Source organism: Salmonella sp. SG203 (genome assembly GCF_013350575.1).
Taxonomy (GTDB): Bacteria; Pseudomonadota; Gammaproteobacteria; order Enterobacterales; family Enterobacteriaceae; genus Salmonella; species Salmonella enterica.
The window spans coordinates 56,689-79,236 of sequence record NZ_SNMT01000003.1 but is presented as its reverse complement, the minus strand read 5'-3'; the positions used below and the strand labels follow the sequence as shown (position 1 = coordinate 79,236).

Below are 22,548 nucleotides of genomic sequence, written 5' to 3'. Positions count from 1 at the left end.
AGGCCGGATAGCGCAGGTTATCCGGCCGCCACCAACATTAAGTTCTTAAGGTTCACTTAATTTTACTTTGTCACGATTAGCGTCACCGAATCGATGGACGCATCAACATGTTAAAGCGCTTTCTTAAAAGACCTGTTCTTGGGCAAATCGCCTGGCTTCTGCTTTTTTCCTTTTATATTGCCGTCTGCCTGAACATTGCGTTCTACAAGCAGGTACTACAAGACCTACCGTTAAACTCGCTGCGCAATGTGCTGGTGTTTATTTCCATGCCGGTCGTCGCGTTTAGCGTGGTCAATAGTGTGCTGACGCTGGCCTCATTTATTTGGCTAAACCGACTGCTGGCCTGCGTTTTTATTCTGGTCGGCGCTGCCGCGCAGTATTTTATTTTGACTTACGGCATCATCATCGATCGCTCCATGATCGCCAATATGATGGATACCACGCCCGCGGAAACCTTTGCGCTGATGACGCCGCAAATGGTGCTGACTCTGGGATTAAGCGGCGTTCTGGCAGCCGTGATTGCCTTCTGGGTCAAAATCCGTCCGGCGACGCCGCGCTTACGGAGCGGGCTTTACCGCCTGGCCAGCGTCCTGATCTCTATTTTATTAGTTATTCTGGTCGCCGCCTTTTTCTATAAAGATTACGCCTCGCTATTTCGAAATAATAAACAGTTGATCAAAGCGTTAAGCCCATCGAACAGTATTGTCGCCAGTTGGTCATGGTATTCGCATCAACGGCTGGCGAATTTGCCGCTGGTACGCATTGGCGAGGATGCCCATCGCAATCCATTAATGCTGAAAGGCGATCGCAAAAACCTGACGATTCTCATCGTTGGCGAAACCTCGCGCGGCGATGATTTCTCTCTTGGCGGCTATCCGCGCGACACCAATCCGCGGCTGGCGAAAGACGATGTGATCTACTTCCCGCATACCACCTCTTGCGGTACGGCGACCGCGATCTCCGTTCCCTGCATGTTTTCTGATATGCCGCGCAAACATTATGACGAAGAGCTGGCGCATCACCAGGAAGGGCTACTGGATATTATCCAGCGCGCGGGGATTAACGTACTGTGGAATGATAATGACGGCGGCTGTAAAGGCGCATGCGATCGCGTTCCGCATCAAAATGTCACCGAGCTAAACCTGCCCGGACAATGTATCGACGGCGAGTGCTACGATGAAGTGTTATTTCACGGTCTGGAAGACTATATCGACCATTTGAAAGGCGATGGCGTTATTGTATTACATACCATCGGCAGCCACGGCCCAACCTATTACAACCGTTATCCACCGCAGTTTAAAAAATTTACCCCAACCTGTGACACTAACGAAATTCAGAACTGTTCCCAACAGCAGTTGATCAACACCTATGATAATACCGTGCTGTACGTGGACTATATTGTAGATAAAGCCATTAACCTGCTGAAATCTCATCAGGATAAATTCACCACCAGCCTGGTCTATCTTTCCGATCACGGCGAATCATTGGGTGAAAATGGCGTTTATTTACACGGTCTGCCGTATTCCATTGCGCCGGATACGCAAAAACATGTCCCGATGCTCATTTGGCTTTCTAAAGATTATCAACAGCGTTATCAGGTGGATCAGGCCTGCCTGCAAAAACGGGCGAGCACGCTGGATTATTCACAGGACAATCTTTTCTCAACCATGCTGGGATTAACCGGCGTACAAACGACGTATTACCAGGCCGCAGATGATATTCTGCAACCGTGCAGGAGACTAAGCGAATGAAGATACTGATTGTTGAAGACGACACGCTATTATTACAGGGGTTAATACTCGCCGCGCAAACCGAAGGCTATGCGTGTGATGGCGTTTCGACAGCGCGTGCCGCCGAGCATAGTCTGGAGTCTGGTCATTACAGTCTGATGGTGCTGGATTTAGGGCTGCCCGATGAGGATGGCCTGCATTTCCTGACGCGAATCCGACAGAAAAAATATACCCTGCCGGTACTCATTCTGACCGCCCGCGATACGCTCAATGACCGCATTACCGGGCTGGATGTCGGCGCAGATGATTATCTGGTTAAACCCTTCGCCCTGGAGGAGTTGCACGCCCGCATCCGCGCGCTGCTGCGCCGCCATAATAACCAGGGTGAAAGTGAACTGACGGTTGGCAATCTGACGCTCAATATAGGCCGCCATCAGGCATGGAGGGATGGACAGGAACTGACCCTGACGCCTAAGGAGTACGCGTTGCTCTCACGGTTGATGCTCAAGGCAGGCAGTCCGGTGCACCGGGAAATTCTTTATAACGATATCTACAACTGGGATAACGAACCCTCGACCAACACTCTGGAAGTGCATATACATAATTTGCGCGACAAAGTCGGCAAGTCGCGCATTCGCACGGTTCGCGGGTTTGGCTACATGCTGGTTGCCACTGAGGAAAGCTAAGTGAGCCTGATGCGTTTTCAGCGAAGAGCGATGACCCTTCGCCAGCGTTTAATGCTGACAATTGGTCTTATTCTGCTGGTGTTCCAGTTAATCAGTACCTTCTGGTTATGGCATGAAAGCACTGAGCAAATCCAATTGTTCGAGCAGGCGCTGCGGGATAATCGCAATAACGATCGCCATATCATGCACGAAATTCGCGAGGCGGTCGCCAGCCTGATCGTCCCCGGCGTATTTATGGTTAGCCTGACGCTGCTAATTTGTTACCAGGCGGTACGGCGTATTACCCGTCCGCTCGCCGAACTGCAAAAAGAGCTGGAAGCGCGGACGGCGGATAATCTGGCGCCAATCGCCATTCACAGCTCCACGCTTGAGATTGAGTCCGTCGTCTCGGCGATCAATCAACTGGTTACGCGTTTGACCACCACGCTCGACAATGAACGCCTTTTTACCGCCGATGTGGCCCATGAGCTACGCACGCCACTGTCGGGGGTGCGTTTGCATCTGGAATTATTGTCAAAAACCCACAATGTTGATGTCGCGCCGCTTATCGCCCGTCTTGACCAGATGATGGATAGCGTCTCCCAGCTTCTGCAACTGGCGCGCGTGGGCCAGTCATTCTCTTCCGGGAATTATCAGGAAGTAAAACTGCTGGAAGATGTGATCCTCCCCTCCTACGATGAGCTGAACACCATGCTGGAAACGCGCCAGCAAACTCTGTTGCTGCCGGAAAGCGCGGCGGACGTGGTAGTGCGCGGTGACGCGACGTTACTGCGTATGCTGCTGCGAAATCTGGTGGAAAACGCGCATCGCTATAGCCCTGAAGGAACCCATATCACTATCCACATTAGCGCCGACCCCGACGCTATTATGGCGGTCGAAGACGAGGGGCCGGGTATTGATGAAAGCAAATGCGGGAAGCTAAGCGAAGCGTTCGTGCGGATGGACAGCCGTTATGGCGGAATTGGCCTGGGGCTGAGTATCGTCAGCCGCATCACCCAGCTACATCAGGGACAGTTTTTCCTGCAAAACCGTACGGAAAGAACAGGCACCCGTGCCTGGGTGCTGTTGAAAAAGGCATAACAGGCGTTTAATACGTCGTGACCCACACATAGATAAAACTGCTGACAATCAGCACACTACACAGGGTCGTCAAACTTTTATAAATATAGCTTTTCATGACGCTCTCCTCCAAAGGTATGGAGGAGAGTATGCCCGCGAGAGATTAAGCGAACCTTAAGCGCGAAATTTATTCATCGATACGCGGATGTTGCTGTACCAGACGCGAACGTTTGACCTGCAGCTCCGCAATTTCCTGATCGATGTCGTCGATTTTCTGCTCAATATTATCGTAATGCTCGCCCAGAATTTCCTTCGCTTCCTGGATGTCCGACGCCGCTGGCGTTGCGCCTTTTAACGGACGATTGGCCGTTTCTTTCATGGAAATACCGGTAATCAAGCCTATCACCGCGATGACCATCAAATAATACGCCGGCATCATCAGATCCTGCGAGCTTTCCACCAGCCAGGCCGCCAGCGTTGGCGTCAGACCGGCAATCAATACAGAGATATTAAAAGCCGCCGCCAACGCGCTGTAACGAATATGCGTCGGAAACATCGCCGGCAATGTCGAGGCCATCACCCCGGTAAAGCAGTTCAGAATCACCGCCAGCATCAACAAACCGGCAAAAATCAGGCCAATAACGTTACTGTTAATCAGGATGAAGGCCGGGATCGCTAGCGCGAACAGCGCAATGCTGCCCATAATCACAAACGGACGACGACCGAAACGGTCGCTCAGCAGCCCCATCACCGGCTGCACAAACAGCATCCCGATCATAATGGCGATGATAATCAACACGCCGTGATCTTCAGAATAGTGCAGGTTATGCGACAGGTAGCTCGGCATGTAGGTGAGCAGCATGTAGTAGGTCACGTTGGTGGCAATCACCAGACCGATACATGACAACAGGCTACGCCAGTGTTTGGTGGCAATCTCTTTAAAGGAGACTTTCGGCCCATCCTGCAACCCTTCGCGGTCGCCTTGCTCCAGTTTATCCACGTGCTGCTGAAACGCTGGCGTCTCTTCCAGCGCATGGCGTAAGTAGAGACCAATAATTCCCAATGGCAGGGCGATAAAGAACGGAATACGCCAGCCCCACTCCAGGAAATTCTCCTCGCCGACAATCGTCGAGATTAAGACCACCACGCCCGCGCCCAGCACGAACCCGGCGATGGAACCAAAATCCAGCCAGCTTCCCATAAATCCGCGTTTACGATCCGGCGAATATTCCGCGACAAAGATCGACGCGCCGGTATATTCCCCGCCAACCGAGAAGCCCTGCGCCATTTTACACAGCAACAACAGTATTGGCGCCCAGATACCGATCGTCGCGTAAGAGGGGATTAACCCGATACAGAAGGTACTGATCGACATAATCACAATCGTGATCGCCAGGATCTTCTGGCGCCCGTATTTATCGCCGAGCATACCAAAGAATAACCCGCCGAGCGGACGAATCAGGAAGGGAACGGAAAACGTGGCCAGCGCGGCAATCATTTGAACGCTGGGATCGGCGCCGGGGAAAAAGACTTTACCCAACGCGTAGGCAACAAATCCATAAACACCAAAATCAAACCACTCCATCGCGTTGCCCAGCGAGGCGGCGGTAATCGCTTTGCGAAGTTTACCGTCATCAATGATGGTCACATCGCCCAGTGTAATCGGTTTTATTTTTTTCCTTTTCAGCATAGCTGTCCTCATAGGCTAAGCCCTGTAGCGCTATATACGGCGGGCACTGGCATACCGCGCCAGCGTCGCCGTCGAGCGGAGGGAGGGGCGCGAACGCTATCCCTCATACAAGCGTAGCAGGTTTACTTACACTGTCCGGTTACGGACTGTACAACCGAACCTGTTGACGCCTGAATGGGCAGTTAATGACCTTTTTACCCTAACAGGGTTTAAATATGTGATCAACTTCACACATATATGTCAATTCGGTCAAAAGGTGTAAATAAGGACGCCCTAATGCGCTGTGGTGACAGTAAAAAAGCGGTTATTCGAGTGTAAACCATTGCTGACTGGCGTGGCGCAGACCCTTTTATAAAAGCGGCAATAGTCCCGACAACGCTAAGGATTTTGTGTATAATTGCGGCCTTTTTCGGCGATCTGCCATTTTTGGGCGCGTTTGCCCCCGCTGACTTTTTGAGGATATCAACATGTCATTACCCCACTGCCCGCAATGTAACTCCGAATATACCTACGAAGATAACGGCATGTTCATCTGCCCGGAATGCGCTCACGAATGGAACGATGCGGAACCCGCTCAGGAGAGCGATGAGCTGATTGTCAAAGACGCCAACGGCAACCTGCTGGCAGACGGCGATAGCGTCACCATCGTGAAAGATCTGAAAGTAAAAGGTAGCTCTTCCATGCTGAAAATCGGCACCAAAGTGAAGAACATTCGTCTGGTTGAAGGCGACCATAACATCGACTGCAAAATCGATGGTTTTGGCCCGATGAAACTGAAATCCGAGTTCGTGAAAAAGAACTGATTTACCGTGTCATTGCCCGGTAGCGCCTTGCTTACCGGGCCTGAGCGGCCCTGCCACCGACAATATTGTGCCAATTTCGAACTACACTTAACGAGCATCTCTTACCTGAGGTAACCATCATGCCGTTAAGTCCCTATCTCTCTTTTGCCGGCAACTGTGCCGACGCCATCGCGTATTATCAACAAACGTTAGGCGCAGAACTGCTTTATAAACTCAGCTTCGGTGAAATGCCCCCCTCGGCGGCGGATAACGAAGAGGGTTGCCCGTCAGGAATGCGCTTTCCCGATACAGCTATCGCCCACGCCAACATGCGCATTGCCGGCAGCGATATCATGATGAGTGATGCCAGCCCGTCGGGAACGGCGCATTATTCCGGCTTTACGCTGGTGCTTGATACCCAGGATGTAGCAGAAGGGAAGCGCTGGTTTGATAACCTTGCCGCACAAGGGAAAATCGAAATGGACTGGCAGGAGACCTTCTGGGCACAGGGTTTCGGCAAGGTCAGCGATCGTTTCGGTGTGCCGTGGATGATTAACGTGGTTAAACATCAGCCTGCCACCTAACTCCCCGGGAGGCTCGCCCTCCCCCTTGACATCAGAGTGATCTTTGGCTGCACGTTATCCGCCGTTTAGCTGCCATAGAATAAATCATGACGGTAGTTTGCTACAGTCTGGCGAAAGATGGTTGATCCTGATGAGGCGTCGGGAGGACGTTATGCCAGTCTGTGAATTACGCCACGCGACAACAGAGGATACCGATTCTGTTTACGCGCTTATCTGTGAGTTACTTAAAAATGAGCTTGATTATCAGGCTTTCAGGGATGGATTCGCCGCTAATTTACTGGACCCCAACATTCATTATCGTTTAGCGCTGCGCAACGGAGAGGTGGTCGGCATGATCAGCCTGCATATGCAGTTTCATCTCCATCATGCCAACTGGATTGGCGAAATTCAGGAGCTGGTGGTATTACCGCCGATGCGGGGACAAAAAATTGGCAGTCAGCTTCTGGCCTGGGCAGAAGAAGAAGCACGTCAGGCTGGTGCCGAGCTAACGGAGCTTTCCACAAATATTAAACGCCGCGATGCACACCGTTTTTATCTTCGCGAAGGTTACAAGCAAAGTCATTTTCGGTTTACCAAAGCATTGTGATCGGGCAGCCGTCATCAGGAGATAAGGCATAACGTAATCAGCCGTCACCGGGTGAAGTAGCGGAGCCATCTCAATTCTACTGTCGGCAAGCCTGGATAAAGGTTAAACGGGCTGACTCGCTTCTTTAGCAAAAATGGCCCTTTTAAGTTGTAGAAATGTAAATTTATTGTCAACGAACTACACTTTTCTCTTTGGCATCACCGGGAGGGTTGCCTGAAAATCCCGGGATGAGGTTTTCTTAGAAGGACAGTGACGTTATGTTCGCAGCAATCATTATCGGTATTTTTATTATCAGCGTCATTTATGCGCATTCACGCGGTGTGGAAAAACAAAAACTTTCCCGTCAACTCTTTGACCACTCGACGTTTATGGCGCCGATCAATATGTTCATGACTCGCTTCTCAACGTTACCGGCAAAGCAGCCGTACTTTGATACCACGGCATTTCCAGAGCTGCAGAAGCTGACGGAAAACTGGCAGGTGATTCGTGAAGAGGCGCTACGGCTTCAGCATCACATAAAAGCCGCGCAGTCCAATAACGACGCCGGATTCAACACCTTTTTCAAGCGCGGCTGGAAACGGTTTTACCTTAAATGGTATTCCGATGCCCACCCGTCGGCGGAAACGTTATGCCCGATAACGACAAAGCTGGTCAACAGCATCCCCTCTATTAAAGCGGCGATGTTCGCCGAGTTGCCTCCCGGAGCCTATCTGGGAAAACATCGCGACCCCTATGCCGGTTCAGTACGTTACCATCTTGGATTAAGCACACCGAATGACGACCGCTGTTTTATTGAAGTTGATCGACAGCGCCATAGCTGGCGCGACGGCGAAGCCGTCATCTTCGACGAAACCTACGTTCATTGGGCGGAAAATAAAACTGAGCAGACGCGTATTATCCTCTTTTGCGATATTGAGCGCCCAATGAAATGGCGCTGGGCGCAGAGCGTAAACCACTGGGTCGGCGCATCGTTGATGTCCGCCGCCAGTTCGCCAAACGACGAGAACGATCGCACCGGTGCGATTAATCGCATCTTTAAATACGTTCACGCAGCACGCGATGCCGGGCAACGGCTGAAAAAGAAAAACCGCACTCTCTATTACGCACTGAAATATCTCGTTATTGCCGCTATTTTTGCCGCGATAATCCTTTTCAGCCTCCTCTGAAGCCGGGCCGCGGTATGGAACTGCCTGCCGCGGCCTGTTCTATCCTGGCGTTAGTCTCAACGCGTTCCCTGGCCTTGAGTCTATCCATCCGGGTAATTTCCACTTCAGGCAGAGCAGATTGCCGGATGGCGGCTCCGCCTTATCTGGCCTGCGCTCAGCGTTTCTCCCCATAATAAATGTCATGCGGCATTTTCTTTCGACACGTCAAAACTGACGATAGCCTGTTTTTCGTCAGGGTTTTGAGCAAAATTCGCCCGTAATATCAGGGAAAGCCCATACTAAAAAAGTGGCATAAAACATGCATACTGAGGGCGACAGCGCGTATGCGCGATTTGATTAACTGGAGCGAAACCGATGAAAAAAGTCGTCACGGTTTGCCCGTATTGCGCATCAGGTTGCAAAATCAATCTGGTGGTCGATAACGGCAAAATCGTCCGGGCTGAGGCGGCGCAGGGGAAAACCAACCAGGGTACCCTGTGTCTGAAGGGCTACTATGGCTGGGATTTTATTAATGATACCCAGATCCTGACCCCGCGTCTGAAAACCCCAATGATCCGTCGCCAGCGTGGCGGCAAACTGGAATCTGTTTCCTGGGATGAAGCGCTGAATTACGTGGCCGATCGCCTGAGCGCGATCAAAGCGAAGTACGGTCCGGACGCTATCCAGACCACCGGCTCTTCGCGCGGCACAGGTAACGAAACCAACTATGTAATGCAAAAATTCGCACGCGCCGTTATTGGTACCAATAACGTTGACTGCTGCGCTCGCGTCTGACACGGCCCATCGGTTGCAGGTCTGCACCAATCGGTCGGTAACGGCGCAATGAGTAATGCGATTAACGAAATTGATAACACTGATTTAGTGTTCGTCTTCGGGTATAACCCGGCGGATTCCCACCCTATCGTGGCGAATCATGTAATTAACGCTAAACGCAACGGGGCGAAAATTATCGTCTGCGATCCGCGCAAAATTGAAACCGCGCGCATTGCTGACATGCATATCGCGTTGAAAAACGGCTCGAATATCGCGCTGCTCAACGCCATGGGGCATGTCATTATTGAAGAAAACCTGTACGACAAAGCGTTTGTCGCCAGCCGTACCGAAGGTTTTGAAGAATACAGTAAGATTGTCGAAGGCTATACGCCGGAGTCCGTCGAAGAGATCACTGGCGTGAGCGCACAGGAAATTCGTCAGGCGGCGCGGATGTATGCCAGCGCGAAAAGCGCAGCGATCTTGTGGGGTATGGGCGTCACCCAGTTCTATCAGGGTGTGGAAACCGTGCGTTCACTGACCAGCCTCGCGATGCTGACCGGCAACCTCGGCAAGCCAAGCGCGGGCGTTAACCCGGTTCGCGGCCAGAACAACGTTCAGGGCGCGTGCGATATGGGCGCGCTGCCGGATACTTATCCGGGCTACCAGTACGTTAAGTTCCCGGAAAACCGCGAGAAGTTCGCTAAAGCCTGGGGCGTAGAAAGTCTGCCTGCGCATACCGGCTATCGCATCAGCGAGCTGCCGCACCGTGCGGCGCATGGCGAAGTGCGCGCGGCGTACATTATGGGTGAAGATCCGCTGCAAACCGATGCGGAACTCTCTGCAGTACGTAAAGCGTTTGAGGATCTGGAACTGGTCATCGTGCAGGATATCTTCATGACCAAAACCGCGTCGGCGGCGGATGTGATTTTACCCTCTACCTCCTGGGGCGAGCATGAAGGCGTCTTCTCTGCGGCTGACCGTGGCTTCCAGCGCTTCTTTAAAGCCGTTGAGCCGAAGTGGGACCTGAAAACCGACTGGCAGATTATCAGTGAAATCGCCACCCGGATGGGCTATCCGATGCACTACAACAACACCCAGGAGATCTGGGATGAGTTGCGTCATCTGTGCCCGGATTTCTACGGCGCCACTTACGAGAAAATGGGCGAGCTGGGCTATATCCAGTGGCCGTGCCGCGACACGTCGGATGCCGATCAGGGAACCTCGTACCTCTTTAAAGAGAAGTTCGATACCCCCAACGGTCTGGCGCAGTTCTTCACCTGCGACTGGGTAGCGCCTATCGATAAACTCACCGAAGAGTACCCGATGGTACTGTCGACGGTGCGCGAAGTCGGCCACTACTCCTGCCGCTCAATGACCGGTAACTGTGCGGCGCTGGCCGCGCTGGCCGATGAACCGGGCTATGCGCAAATCAATACCGCCGACGCCGCGCGTCTGGGCATTGAAGATGAAGCGCTGGTGTGGGTTCATTCGCGCAAAGGTAAAATCATCACCCGCGCGCAGGTCAGCGATCGCCCGAACAAAGGGGCGATTTACATGACCTACCAGTGGTGGATTGGCGCCTGTAACGAGCTGGTGACTGAAAACCTCAGCCCGATTACCAAAACGCCGGAGTACAAATACTGCGCCGTACGCGTTGAGCCGATCGCCGATCAGCGAGCCGCCGAGCAGTATGTGATTGATGAGTACAACAAGCTGAAAACCCGCCTGCGCGAAAGCGCAATGGGTTGATCTGCCGGATGGCGGCATCAGAATGCTTTATTCGGCCTGCGTCTACTGTAGGCCTGATAAGATGCATTAGCATCGCCATCAGGCATTTTCCCTATAACAGCCTCCACCCGGAGGCTGTTTTTTTATCCATACGATCTCTTTATACTGTCTTTTCCGTACCCTAAATAAAATTCAAAATGAAACTACTTCTTGCATTGATGTTGTTTATGACATTCTTTGCCCATGCCGCAGATCCTGAGCCGGGTAGCCAGTATTTGCAGGCAGCAGAGGCAGGTGACAGACGCGCGCAATATTTTCTGGCCGACAGTTGGTTGAGCTATGGCGATTTGAACAAAGCTGAATACTGGGCGCAAAAAGCCGCCGACAGTGGCGACGCCGACGCCTGCGCGCTGCTGGCGCAAATCAAAATCACTAATCCGGTAAGCCTGGATTATCCCGACGCGAAAAAGCTGGCTGAAAAGGCGGCTAACGCGGGCAGTAAAGCGGGAGAAATTACGCTGGCGCGGATCCTGGTCAACACCCAGGCCGGGCGCCCGGACTACCCAAAAGCCATCTCGCTGCTGCAAAAGGCCTCTGAAGATCTGGATAACGACTCCGCGGTGGATGCGCAAATGTTGCTTGGCCTGATTTACGCCAACGGCGTGGGCATTGCCGCCGATGATGAAAAAGCCGCCTGGTATTTCAAACGCAGTTCCGCTATTTCCCGTACCGGCTATTCAGAATACTGGGCGGGAATGATGTTTTTAAACGGTGAACCGGGCTTTATTGAAAAGAACAAGCAGAAGGCGTTGCACTGGTTGAATCTAAGCTGTCTGGAAGGGTTTGATACCGGTTGCGAAGAGTTCGAAACGCTAACAAATGGCTGATGTTTATTGCCGGATGAACGTAGTCGTTGTAGGCCTGATAAGCGTAGCGCCATCAGGCAACCCGGAGCAGGTTGCGGATGGCAGCGTGAACGCCTTATCCGGCCTACATTTTCTTTCTTTGTAGGCCGGATAAGCAAAGCGCCATCCGGCAATCCGTTATTGGGCGGTTTTATCAAATTTGCCCAGCACATCGCGCTCATAGGCCAGCGCTTTTTTGCGGTCAAACTTGTGTTCCCACTTGGCGATCACCAGCACCGCCAGCGCATTCCCCACCACATTTAGCGCAGTACGCGCCATGTCGAGGATACGGTCGACACCAGCGATAAACGCCAGCCCTTCCAGCGGAATGCCCACGCTGCCCAGCGTCGCCAGTAACACCACGAAGGAAACGCCAGGCACGCCGGCAATCCCTTTCGACGTCACCATCAGCGTCAGCACCAGTACAATTTCCTGCCACAACGACAGGTCGATACCGTATAGCTGCGCGATAAAAATGGCGGCGATGCTCTGGTATAACGTGGAGCCGTCGAGGTTAAATGAGTAACCGGTCGGTACCACGAAACTGGTGATAGAGGCTGGCGCGCCGTAAGCTTCCATCTTCTCGATAATGCGCGGCAGTACGCTCTCGGAGCTGGCGGTCGAGTACGCCAGAATCAATTCATCTTTCAGAATGCGAATCAGAATCCAGATACTTAACCCGCACAGGCGCGCCACGATGCCCAGCACCACCAGCGCAAAGAAGATAATGGCAAAGTGTACCAGCAGCACCAGTTTCGCCAGCGGCCACAGCGACGCGAAACCAAAATTCGCCACCGTGACGGCGATCAGCGCAAAAACGCCCACTGGCGCATAGCGCATCACCATATGGGTGACTTTGAACATGGTTTCAGAGATGGAACGAAATACCGTCACCAGCGGTTCGCGGTGCGTTGCCGGCAGGGATGACAACCCCAGTCCAAACAGGACCGAGAAAAAGATAATTGGCAGCATATCCCCTTTGGCCATCGATGCGATGATATTGGTCGGCACCAGCGACAGTATCGTCCCCATCAGCCCATGCGCATGACTTTGTACTTCCGCCGTGGTGTTCTGGTATTTCGAAATATCGACGGTCGCCAGTTGCGACATATCAATGCCTGAGCCTGGCTGAAAGACATTCGCCAGCGTAATGCCGAGGATAATCGCCACCGTAGTGATCAGTTCAAAATAGAGAATGGTTTTGGCGCCGATACGGCCTAGCTGTTTTGCATCGCCAACGCCGGCGATGCCGACAATCAGAGTCGAGATCACGATCGGCACGACGATCATTTTAATCAGGTGGATAAAGATATCGCCAGCAGGCGACAGCAGGTTGGCAATCAGCCATTCACGACTGTCACTGTGATAATGCAGATAGCTGCCCAACAGAATGCCCAGCACCATAGCCAGCAAAATTTGCCAGGCCAGGCTGACTTTCAAATTTTTCATAACAACAGACTTCCTCGATGAAGCGTTGCTCTCCGCCGAAAGCATGAGAGCAATACATACTGAAAGGGTATGATTTGTGTTGCGTTGGTTTGTAGAGTTTTTTAACGCGCATAATCAGTATCATTTGCATAGCGTCTTGCGCAACCCTTTCATAACAGGGCTTTTGGCTGTTTTTATGCATAATAACGCGAGTTTATGGCGTTAATGATGAATAACTATTTGTTATGGAAAGTTTTTTACTTCGTCAAAAACGAATAATACACTGAGGTAATTAATTTTTACTTGTGTCTCATTCGCCGTTTTTTTAAACAGCACACATGACAAAAGTCACAAAAAAGAAAAAATTATTTCTGCCGATTTTGTAACAATTTAGCCAAATTAATGGCCTCTACCAGCTGCGTGCGATTCACTCGCGGCGAGTTAGCATCCAGTAAGGTTTGCCACAGCGACACGGCTTGCGCATAATCCGCCTGCATAAACGCATCCGCCGCCAGCAGCATCTGCGCGGTCACTTCTGTCGCATCCAGCGCTAACGCTTTATTAATCATTTCACGCGTCGCAGGCGTCATATGTTGCCCGGCCTGGTAATACAGCACCGTTGCCAGCGCGGCGAAAAGCTGCGCGTTATCGCCTCGCAGACGCAACGCCTGACGATATGCCAGCAGCGCATTGTCATACGCATTGCGATAGAGATAATACTCGCCCAGCCGCGCCCATTGCTCGCTATCCTGCGGATTGGCGCGGATTTTTTCTTGCAGCCTGGAAAGCTGCGCCTCTGGCGTTTGCGGGTTCGTAAAGTCACGTAGCGGATCGGCCAGACGCTGTTGCTCGCTACGCACAGCCTGCCATTTCGGCGTCAACAGATAGCCGCCGACACAGGCAGCCACCATCAACACCGCCGCAGCCGCCAGACGCTTTACGGGCATGGGACGTAACGGCACAGTGGAGTGTTCAGACTGGCTCATTGTTCCCCCTCTCCTGCGTGCTGACGCTTTCTCACCCGCCAGGCCACCACGCCCACCAGCAATAACAGCAGGTACGGCAGCGCCCACAACAGCAGCGTTTGCTCATTCAACGGCGGGTTGTAGCGTACGAAATCACCATAACGGTCGGTCATCCAGGCGGTGATTTCCGCTTCGCTTTTACCTTCGGCCACCATGCTGTAAACCTGATGGCGCATACTGACCGCCACGGGCGCATTGGATTCCAGCAAATTCTGGTTCTGACACTGCGGACAGCGCAGTTGACTGGCAATAGATAGCGCTTTTTCCTGCTGTTGCGGATTGTCAAAGCGCCAGGTATCCACCACTTGGGCGTGGGTGCTAAAAGGCAGAAAAATCAGAAAAGCCACAAGTAACATCGTCTTGCCGGATGGCGGCGTAAACGCCTTATCCGGCCTACCATGCTTTTCACTCGTAGGCCTGATAAGCGCAGCGCCATCAGGCAATAACTCAGGATGCTTCCTCCCCCGCCATCCGCTCAGCAGCGCTCCACACACCATCAACAATCCCCCACCCCAGATCCAGCGCACGCCGGTCTGCACGTATAAGCGCATGGCGTAACGATCCGGTCCGGTTTTTTCGCCCATCACCGCGTACCAGTCATGTAGCAGGTTCCAGTGAATCCCCGGCTCCATCATCTGTTGACGACGCGCGGCATAGAAGCGCCTTTCAGGCTGCAGGCTGCCAATGCGTTTTTCATTCCGCCACAACGTGATCAGCGCTTTTTCACTGGTGTAGTTGCCTTTGGCCTCCAGATCCAGACGCTCGAAACGAAAGGTATAGCCCGCCAGCACCACCTGCTGACCGGGGCTGAGGTTAAGGCTGATTTCATGCCGACTGCCGCTGGAAACCATGATCCCGGCGGCGAAGATAAATACGCCCGTATGCGCCAGCAACGCCGGGAGCTGACGATGCAGAGAACGAGTCCAGCGGCTTACCGTCGCAAGCACGATAACCACCAGCATCAGCAGGCCAAACGGCAGCGTGACGCGATTAAAATAGGGCGCGCCCACCGAAAGCCTTCCCCAGCCGAACAACCCGTAAATCATCGGATAGAGCGTGCCAATCAGCACAATCAGTAGTACCGCGCAAAAAAGTAATAGCGCGACCAGAATGAGCGTTTCGCACTTTCCGCCGCCCAAACGCGTCGCCGGATACGGCTCCCGCGCCCGCCAACCGTACAGAGCAAGCGATGCCAGACTTAACGCGGCAAAAAGGGTAAACAGCGGCACCGCGCGCACGTTATCCAGCGCAAAGGCATGTACCGAAACAAGAATGCCGGAACGCACAATCAGCGTTCCCAGCAGCGAGAGGATCAGCGTCAGTATCGCCAGCAGCAACGACCAGTGGCGGAAGCTCCCGCGCTGGCGGCTGACATACAGACTGTGCAGCAACGCGCTGGCGGCAAGCCACGGCAACAATGAGGCATTTTCCACCGGGTCCCAGAACCACCAGCCGCCCCAGCCCAGTTCGCAATACGCCCACCACGATCCGAGAATGATACCCAGCGTCAGAGCGCACCAGCCGGGTAACGCCCAGCGCCAGCACACCCAGGCGGTTGCCGCGTTAAAGCCGCCGCACAGTAGCGAGGCCAGCGCTACGCTCGCCGCGGTCATCAGGCCGCCATAACCCAGATAGAGCAGCGGCGGATGTAAGATCAGCCCCAGATGTTGCAGCATGGGATTAAGGTCGCGCCCTTCCATGGCGGGAGGGAAAATACGCAGGAACGGATCGGACCACAGCACAATAAATAGCAGCAGCGAAGCCATAATGAGGGACAAGATGCTCAGGGTCAGCGGAAAAAGCGCGTCAGATTCATGCCGGGAGCGCCAGGCGAATAGCGCCGTCCACCCCGAAAGAAGCAGCGCCCACAGCAGGAGCGAGCCTTCATGACCGCCCCATACCGCCGCCAGTTTCAGTCCCCATGACAACTGACGATGGCTATGCTGCGCAACATAAACGACCGAAAAATCGCTGGTCAGAAAACAGCTAACCAGAATCGCAAACGCCAGTAGCAGCAGCGTGAACGCCGTCCACGCGCCGCAGGTCGTCAGGCGCATGACGCCACGCCAATGCTGCGCCATCCCGCACCACGTCGCCAGCGGGGTCAACACGTTGACCCCGAGACTCAACAACAGCGCCAGAAATCCGGCTTCAGGAAGGAAGATGTCCAGATTATGCAACCGTTAGCTGTCCCGCATAAAGAATGAAAAAGCGCAGCAGCAGCACGCCGGTCAAACTGGCGCCGCAAACGGCCAGCGCGCCGTGAAACGTGATGCTGCGGTTGGCCCAGGGTTTTAGCAGCATCGGGATAATCAATCCCAGCCCTACGACGCCAAGCCAGAACCACCAGCTCCAGAATCCGCCGCCCAGCGCCGCCGCCAGCGCGCGCATTTTGCCGTCATCGCCCAGCGCCAGCCCGATAAAAAAGGCCGCCAGCAGGAAGATCTCCAGCCATACCACTGGGGTTTCCATGCGATGTACAAAGCGCGCCTCGGTGCTGTGCGGGTTGCTACGATGGCGTAACGCCATAGCGATCAGCGCCACCGCCGCGCCGGAGGAGATGCCGGAGAACAGAAACAGCGCCGGCAGGATCGGGTTATTCAGGAACGGATAGGATTTCAGCGCCGACAGCAGAAAGCCGGTGTACGCCCCGAGCAGGACCGCCAGCACCAGCATTAACGTCTCCAGCGCGCGATGAAACGGCGCGATCAGCGTCAGCACTTTCTGCACGATCCCTGACCGCGGCAGCCAACGCTGTTGCAGGGCAATCACCTCTTTTTCAAAGATTTTTGCCAGCCACAACACTAACACCACCATGTACAACTGGAACAGCATCACCCCCATCGACATCACCGAGGTAAAGCTGTAGTGGAACATCAGCTTCCAGAAGGTCCACGGGCGCGTCAGGTGGAAGACCAGAATCAGCAGACCGAAGATAATCGCCCCCGGCCCTAACACCAGCGTAGTGCGCAGCAGCGTGCTGTCCGAACCGCCCGCCTCCGGATGGAAGCGACGCAGCAGAATCGCCAACGTAACCAGTCCGGTGGAGATGCCAATCAGGAACAGATAGATGGCGATGGGCCAGTCCCACACCAGTGATGCAAAATGAAATGCAGAAGCGGATGTCATTGGCTCACCTCCCCATAGTTAAAGGGAACGCGGTAGACCTTCGGTTTTGTGCCCAGCGCCAGCTTGTAGCGGTAGGTGGTTTTCTGCCGCAACAAACGGGAGATATCGCTGTTGGGATCGTCCAGATTACCAAATGTCAGCGCCTTCGTCGGACATGACTCAACGCAGGCGGGCTGTTTGCCCGCTTTCAGGTTGGTTTTCCGGCAGAAATCGCACTTATCCGCCGTCTTACTGACCGGATGGATAAAGCGCACGCGGTAGGGACACGCGGCAATGCAGTACTGGCAGCCGACGCAAAGGTCCGGGTTCACGTCGACAATACCGCTGGCGGCATCGCGGAATGATGCGCCGGTCGGGCAGACGTCAACGCAGGGGGCATGGTCGCAATGCTGGCACGAGTGGCGGAAGAAGCGATATTTCACATCAGGAAACGTCCCCTGCGGCTCGCTGCGAATAATCGTCAGGCGCGATACGCCTTCCGGCACGTTGTTGACTTCCCGACAGGCATCCATGCAGGCCGTGCAGCCGATGCATAATGACTCATCGTGTACCATGCCATAACGCACGCCGTTAATATTCAACGTGTTCGCTACAACGCGTCCTGCCATCCCACTGACCGCCGCCAGCGCGCCGACGCGGGTAATAAATTGACGTCGGCTGCAACTCATGGCTGCTCCTTAAGCAACGGAACGGACGCCGGGTTAAAGTGCGGGTTAGTACGCTGATCGCTGTGGCAATCCACGCATATTTTGATCCGCCCTTTCTCGTTTAGCGTCTGCATCGTGTCTTGCTGCGGATGCAGGGAATGGCAACTGGCGCAGGTCACTTTAGTAACATGAACATCGTGCGGCCAGAACGCTTTTTGCAGTTGTTCAGGCAAGTGGCAGGACATACAGACGCTGTTCTGCTGCTCTACCGTATACATCAGGTCGTTAAAACGCATCACATCTTTCACCCCTTCACGGTGGTGAAGCGACGGTTGACCGTGGCAGTTGGTACAGGTTATCGGCAATTTATTGTTCGGGTTGATAGCGCCCGTATGTTTACCGTGCATACCTTCGGTGTCCGGCTTGTGACAGTCCAGACAGGCAGCATCCGGATTACGCTGCTGGGTGACCGTCCAGCGTTGATCCGACTCCTGCGGCGTTGGCGTGGCAGTGATTCCACTCAGGCTCCAGAACAGGCCTGACGCCAGCACCCCAGCAGTTAATAACGAACGTAATACGCTCATATTCACTCCGTTGAGTTATCCGCCCCTTACGGGGCGGAATGGGGTTATTGGCTTAACAGACCGTTTTTACGCGCCTGATCTTCCCACTGCGGTACGACCGTTTTCAGGAAGTCCTGCTTCTCCGCGTTGATTTGTTGCATATTCAAACCAATCGCTTTCTGCGCCTTCTCTTTCGTCGAAATATCCGGCAGCGGAATTTCATGGGTAATGCCTTTGGTCGCCAGCAGTCGCGCCAGTTTAGTACGGGCATCCGCGGCTTTATCCATCGCACTGCCTAACATCCGTAGACCTTCTTCCGGGGCATGCATATGAATACCGTGTGACGCAATCGCCAGATCCCAACGCCACTGCGCGTGGCGAATATCGTTCAGAATCGGTTTCATTTCCGCGTCTGTCGCCCCCGCATCCCATGCGGCTTTCGCTTCGAAGTGCGCATGTACCAGCTGATCTTCAACCTTGATTTTCAGGTCATGAATCGCCTGTTTACGCTCGGCGACCACTTTTTGCAGGGACGCTTTGTCCTGGGTGTGGCAGTTGGCGCAGGTTTGCGCGAAATTGTCGAACGGGTTGCCGATTTTATGGTCGGTGTAGAGCTTGCCTTCGGCGTTCTGTACTTTCGGCATGTGACAGTCGATACAGGTCACGTTGTTCTTACCGTGAATGCCCGCGCTCCAGGTTTCATATTCCGGGTGCTGCGCTTTGAGCATCGGGGTTTTCGACAGCGAGTTAGTCCAGTCGGAGAAGGCGATGGCGTCGTAGTATTGCTCCATATTTTCGACCTTCATGCCCTCATCCCACGGGAACTTAACGGCTTTGTTTTTACCGTCAAAGTAGTACTCCACGTGGCACTGACCGCAGACCATCGATTGCTGATCAAAGCGACCGGCTTTCTCAAACGGTTTGCCGATAGCCTCCATCGCCCGTTCAGCATAGGGGCGCGACAACGTTAATGCTGGCTTCCCCTGGGCGAAATCGTCCGACGCGGTGTTATGACAGTCGGCACAGCCCAAATCGTTGACAATTTCCGGGCCGCCGCGCGCCCATTTGCCATGGAAGTAGCCGTCTTCGCCTTCTTGTTGGATAAGGCGCGCGACATCGGGGCTTTTACAACTCCAGCAGGCCATCGGCAGCGGGCCGTCTTCCGCCGTTTTTGGCGCGCCGGTACGCAGTGTTTCGCGCACGTCAGTTACCGCATACGCGTGGCCGCGTGGTTTGTTGTAATCACGGGAGAAGGGATAGCCCGCCCACAGGATCACCAGACGAGGGTCTTCCGCCAGCGCATCTTCACGGGCAGACTGTTCTGACGTCGCTTTCCATGACTGATATTGGTCGGGGTGTTGAGGCGCGAACATTTCATTTTTCGCTTCAACAGTAACGGTTTTTGCGGATTCAGGCGTTTGCTCAGCGTAAACAGAGGTAATGAAGAAAAAAGGAAATATAAGGCTGAAGAAACGGCGTGCGCGTAGTGTTTTCCTTGCCATAGAGGTCTCATCCAGATTGCGCCATTATCTTTAATGGCGATTTTTTATCGTTTTCCATAACAGCAACCGCACAAATACTGTTATTACATTGATCTCCTCTATGTGTAACAAATAACCACACTTAAAATGTTGTCTTTAATCAATTGTAAGTGTATGTAAAATACCACTTTAGAGTTAGTAACCTGGACAAAACTCCCTCTCTTTTCTGATTTCCGGACACGGATCACTTTTTTAAAAAATTTCATATAACGTCATGTTATCCCGAAAATTTATCTAATTTTGCGGGACACAATCAAAAAATAGATTGCTGCTTATTTGCACAGTTCCCTTTTTGCGTGATCTGTCGCCCAAATACTAAACAAAACTTATTAAGACCCTACATTTAACGTTTATGCGACATATTATTAACATCCTACAAGGAGAACAACAGCATGAGCCAAACACATAAACACGCCATTCCCGCCAACATTGCGGATCGTTGCCTGATAAATCCAGAGCAGTATGAGACTAAATATAAACAGTCTATTAACGACCCCGATACGTTTTGGGGCGAACAGGGAAAAATTCTCGATTGGATCACGCCGTACCAAAAAGTGAAAAACACCTCCTTTGCGCCAGGCAATGTATCGATTAAATGGTACGAGGACGGCACGCTGAATCTGGCGGCGAACTGTCTTGACCGCCATTTGCAGGAAAATGGCGATCGCACCGCCATTATCTGGGAAGGCGATGACGCGTCGCAGAGTAAACATATCTCTTATCGCGAACTGCATCGCGATGTCTGCCGTTTCGCGAATACGCTGCTGGATCTGGGCATTAAAAAAGGCGATGTGGTAGCGATTTATATGCCGATGGTGCCGGAAGCGGCGGTGGCAATGTTGGCCTGCGCCCGCATCGGCGCGGTGCATTCGGTGATCTTCGGGGGCTTCTCGCCGGAAGCCGTCGCCGGACGCATTATCGACTCCAGCTCGCGGCTGGTGATCACCGCTGACGAAGGTGTACGCGCCGGACGCAGTATCCCGCTGAAAAAGAATGTCGATGACGCGCTGAAAAACCCGAATGTCACTAGCGTTGAGCATGTGATCGTCCTGAAGCGCACCGGCAGCGACATTGACTGGCAAGAAGACCGCGACCTGTGGTGGCGCGATTTGATTGAAAAAGCCAGCCCTGAGCACCAGCCTGAAGCGATGAATGCCGAAGATCCGCTGTTTATCCTTTATACCTCCGGCTCCACCGGCAAGCCGAAAGGCGTGCTGCACACCACCGGCGGCTATCTGGTCTACGCCGCGACCACCTTTAAGTATGTCTTTGATTATCACCCTGGCGATATTTACTGGTGTACCGCCGATGTGGGTTGGGTGACGGGGCACAGCTATCTGTTGTATGGCCCGCTGGCCTGCGGCGCGACCACCTTAATGTTTGAAGGCGTGCCGAATTGGCCAACGCCCGCTCGCATGTGCCAGGTGGTCGACAAACACCAGGTCAACATTCTCTATACCGCCCCGACGGCTATCCGCGCGCTGATGGCGGAAGGCGATAAAGCCATTGAAGGCACCGACCGTTCTTCACTGCGCATTCTGGGTTCCGTCGGCGAGCCGATCAATCCCGAAGCGTGGGAATGGTACTGGAAGAAGATCGGCAAGGAAAAATGTCCGGTCGTCGACACCTGGTGGCAGACTGAAACAGGCGGTTTTATGATCACGCCGCTACCGGGCGCTATCGAACTGAAAGCCGGTTCCGCCACCCGTCCTTTCTTTGGCGTACAGCCTGCGCTGGTGGATAACGAAGGCCATCCGCAAGAAGGCGCGACGGAAGGCAACTTGGTCATCACCGATTCCTGGCCGGGCCAGGCGCGCACTCTGTTCGGCGATCATGAACGTTTTGAGCAGACCTATTTCTCTACCTTTAAGAATATGTATTTCAGCGGCGACGGCGCGCGTCGCGATGAAGACGGCTATTACTGGATCACCGGTCGCGTGGATGACGTGTTAAACGTCTCCGGTCACCGTCTGGGTACGGCGGAAATCGAATCAGCGCTGGTGGCGCATCCGAAGATCGCCGAAGCGGCGGTGGTGGGTATTCCACACGCTATCAAAGGCCAGGCGATTTACGCTTATGTGACGCTCAACCACGGCGAGGAACCGTCGCCAGAACTGTACGCGGAGGTGCGTAACTGGGTACGTAAAGAGATTGGCCCGCTGGCGACGCCGGACGTGCTGCACTGGACCGACTCACTGCCAAAAACCCGTTCAGGCAAAATTATGCGCCGTATTTTGCGCAAAATCGCGACGGGCGATACCAGCAATCTGGGCGATACCTCGACTCTCGCCGATCCTGGCGTGGTGGAGAAACTGCTCGAAGAGAAGCAGGCCATCGCGATGCCGTCATAACCATAAATGCCGGATGGCAACGCGAAAGCGTTTTATCCGGCCTACGACCCTACCCCTGCCCTCTCTCAAACCGGGAGAGGGAAATATAAAAAAACCCTCCCCCAAAGGATTTCGTGTTACAGGAAGGCGGCAAGCGAGCACATCCCCAGCAGCATAGTTCACTATGTGACTGGGGTGGGCGAGTGCGGCCAACGC

The 22,548-nt window shown here is 53.6% G+C and carries 19 protein-coding genes; 10 read left to right on the top strand and 9 right to left on the bottom strand.

Going from position 1 to position 22,548, the window contains the following annotated elements; all coding sequences use genetic code 11:
- Nucleotides 1-107 precede the first annotated feature (107 nt).
- The 3 genes from eptA to pmrB are packed head-to-tail and all read left to right on the top strand — an operon-like array spanning nt 108 to nt 3,496.
- Nucleotides 108-1,751: a phosphoethanolamine transferase EptA gene (eptA, locus tag HV477_RS06375; RefSeq protein ID WP_000919290.1), complete on the top strand. Its 1,644-nt coding sequence runs from the start codon at nt 108-110 to the stop codon at nt 1,749-1,751.
- Complete coding sequence (gene pmrA / locus HV477_RS06370; RefSeq protein WP_000697899.1) at nt 1,748-2,416, top strand: two-component system response regulator PmrA; 669 nt, start codon at nt 1,748-1,750, stop codon at nt 2,414-2,416. Before eptA ends, pmrA begins: the two co-directional genes overlap by 4 nt.
- Before the next feature lie 9 nt (nt 2,417-2,425).
- Nucleotides 2,426-3,496: a two-component system sensor histidine kinase PmrB gene (pmrB, locus tag HV477_RS06365; RefSeq protein ID WP_001212189.1), complete on the top strand. Its 1,071-nt coding sequence runs from the start codon at nt 2,426-2,428 to the stop codon at nt 3,494-3,496.
- A gap of 7 nt (nt 3,497-3,503) precedes the next feature.
- Here pmrB and pmrR read toward each other — a convergent pair whose 3' ends face one another.
- Together pmrR and proP are read right to left on the bottom strand one after the other, a co-directional pair.
- Nucleotides 3,504-3,593, bottom strand: a complete 90-nt coding sequence (gene pmrR, locus HV477_RS06360; RefSeq protein WP_000844399.1) for an LpxT activity modulator PmrR — start codon at nt 3,591-3,593, stop codon at nt 3,504-3,506.
- Between the two features lie 69 nt (nt 3,594-3,662).
- Nucleotides 3,663-5,165, bottom strand: a complete 1,503-nt coding sequence (gene proP, locus HV477_RS06355; RefSeq protein ID WP_000919710.1) for a glycine betaine/L-proline transporter ProP — start codon at nt 5,163-5,165, stop codon at nt 3,663-3,665.
- A gap of 467 nt (nt 5,166-5,632) precedes the next feature.
- Between proP and HV477_RS06350 the strand changes: the two genes are divergently transcribed.
- From HV477_RS06350 to yjcO, 6 genes are all read left to right on the top strand, one after another.
- A complete protein-coding gene (locus HV477_RS06350) occupies nt 5,633-5,968 on the top strand; it encodes a zinc ribbon domain-containing protein YjdM (RefSeq protein ID WP_000056482.1) in 336 nt (111 codons plus the stop codon).
- A gap of 119 nt (nt 5,969-6,087) precedes the next feature.
- On the top strand, nt 6,088-6,531 hold the full coding sequence (yjdN, locus tag HV477_RS06345; RefSeq protein ID WP_001131304.1) for a VOC family metalloprotein YjdN: 444 nt from the start codon (nt 6,088-6,090) through the stop codon (nt 6,529-6,531).
- A 151-nt stretch (nt 6,532-6,682) separates the two neighbouring features.
- On the top strand, nt 6,683-7,117 hold the full coding sequence (gene phnO, locus HV477_RS06340; protein ID WP_205317971.1) for an aminoalkylphosphonate N-acetyltransferase: 435 nt from the start codon (nt 6,683-6,685) through the stop codon (nt 7,115-7,117).
- Nucleotides 7,118-7,374: 257 nt separating this feature from the next.
- Complete coding sequence (gene lpxO, locus HV477_RS06335; protein WP_000457035.1) at nt 7,375-8,283, top strand: lipid A hydroxylase LpxO; 909 nt, start codon at nt 7,375-7,377, stop codon at nt 8,281-8,283.
- Nucleotides 8,284-8,637: 354 nt separating this feature from the next.
- Entirely contained in the window at nt 8,638-10,785 is a 2,148-nt protein-coding gene (fdhF, locus tag HV477_RS06330; protein WP_077906127.1) for a formate dehydrogenase subunit alpha, read from the top strand.
- A 176-nt stretch (nt 10,786-10,961) separates the two neighbouring features.
- On the top strand, nt 10,962-11,651 hold the full coding sequence (gene yjcO, locus HV477_RS06325) for a Sel1 family TPR-like repeat protein YjcO (protein ID WP_000771454.1): 690 nt from the start codon (nt 10,962-10,964) through the stop codon (nt 11,649-11,651).
- Between the two features lie 156 nt (nt 11,652-11,807).
- Here the strand turns inward: yjcO and gltP are convergent, their stop codons facing one another.
- The 7 genes from gltP to nrfA form a co-directional block, all read right to left on the bottom strand.
- A complete protein-coding gene (gene gltP, locus HV477_RS06320) occupies nt 11,808-13,118 on the bottom strand; it encodes a glutamate/aspartate:proton symporter GltP (protein WP_000793278.1) in 1,311 nt (436 codons plus the stop codon).
- 344 nt (nt 13,119-13,462) lie between these two features.
- Nucleotides 13,463-14,083, bottom strand: a complete 621-nt coding sequence (nrfG, locus tag HV477_RS06315; RefSeq protein WP_000083245.1) for a heme lyase NrfEFG subunit NrfG — start codon at nt 14,081-14,083, stop codon at nt 13,463-13,465.
- Nucleotides 14,080-16,302 carry a heme lyase NrfEFG subunit NrfEF gene (nrfEF, locus tag HV477_RS06310; RefSeq protein WP_079898749.1) on the bottom strand — a complete coding sequence of 741 codons (2,223 nt, stop codon included), beginning with the start codon at nt 16,300-16,302 and terminating at the stop codon, nt 14,080-14,082. The genes nrfG and nrfEF overlap by 4 nt, the downstream gene beginning before the upstream one ends.
- On the bottom strand, nt 16,295-17,251 hold the full coding sequence (gene nrfD, locus HV477_RS06305; protein ID WP_175064940.1) for a cytochrome c nitrite reductase subunit NrfD: 957 nt from the start codon (nt 17,249-17,251) through the stop codon (nt 16,295-16,297). The genes nrfEF and nrfD overlap by 8 nt, the downstream gene beginning before the upstream one ends.
- Complete coding sequence (nrfC, locus tag HV477_RS06300; protein ID WP_079898751.1) at nt 17,248-17,919, bottom strand: cytochrome c nitrite reductase Fe-S protein; 672 nt, start codon at nt 17,917-17,919, stop codon at nt 17,248-17,250. Before nrfC ends, nrfD begins: the two co-directional genes overlap by 4 nt.
- Nucleotides 17,916-18,482 (bottom strand): cytochrome c nitrite reductase pentaheme subunit, encoded by a 567-nt coding sequence (nrfB, locus tag HV477_RS06295; protein WP_175064939.1) that lies wholly within the window; start codon nt 18,480-18,482, stop codon nt 17,916-17,918. The genes nrfC and nrfB overlap by 4 nt, the downstream gene beginning before the upstream one ends.
- Before the next feature lie 44 nt (nt 18,483-18,526).
- Nucleotides 18,527-19,963 carry an ammonia-forming nitrite reductase cytochrome c552 subunit gene (nrfA, locus tag HV477_RS06290; protein ID WP_023193496.1) on the bottom strand — a complete coding sequence of 479 codons (1,437 nt, stop codon included), beginning with the start codon at nt 19,961-19,963 and terminating at the stop codon, nt 18,527-18,529.
- Between the two features lie 431 nt (nt 19,964-20,394).
- On the opposite strand from nrfA, the gene acs reads away from it, so the two are divergent.
- A complete protein-coding gene (acs, locus tag HV477_RS06285; protein WP_079898752.1) occupies nt 20,395-22,353 on the top strand; it encodes an acetate--CoA ligase in 1,959 nt (652 codons plus the stop codon).
- Nucleotides 22,354-22,548 lie beyond the last annotated feature (195 nt).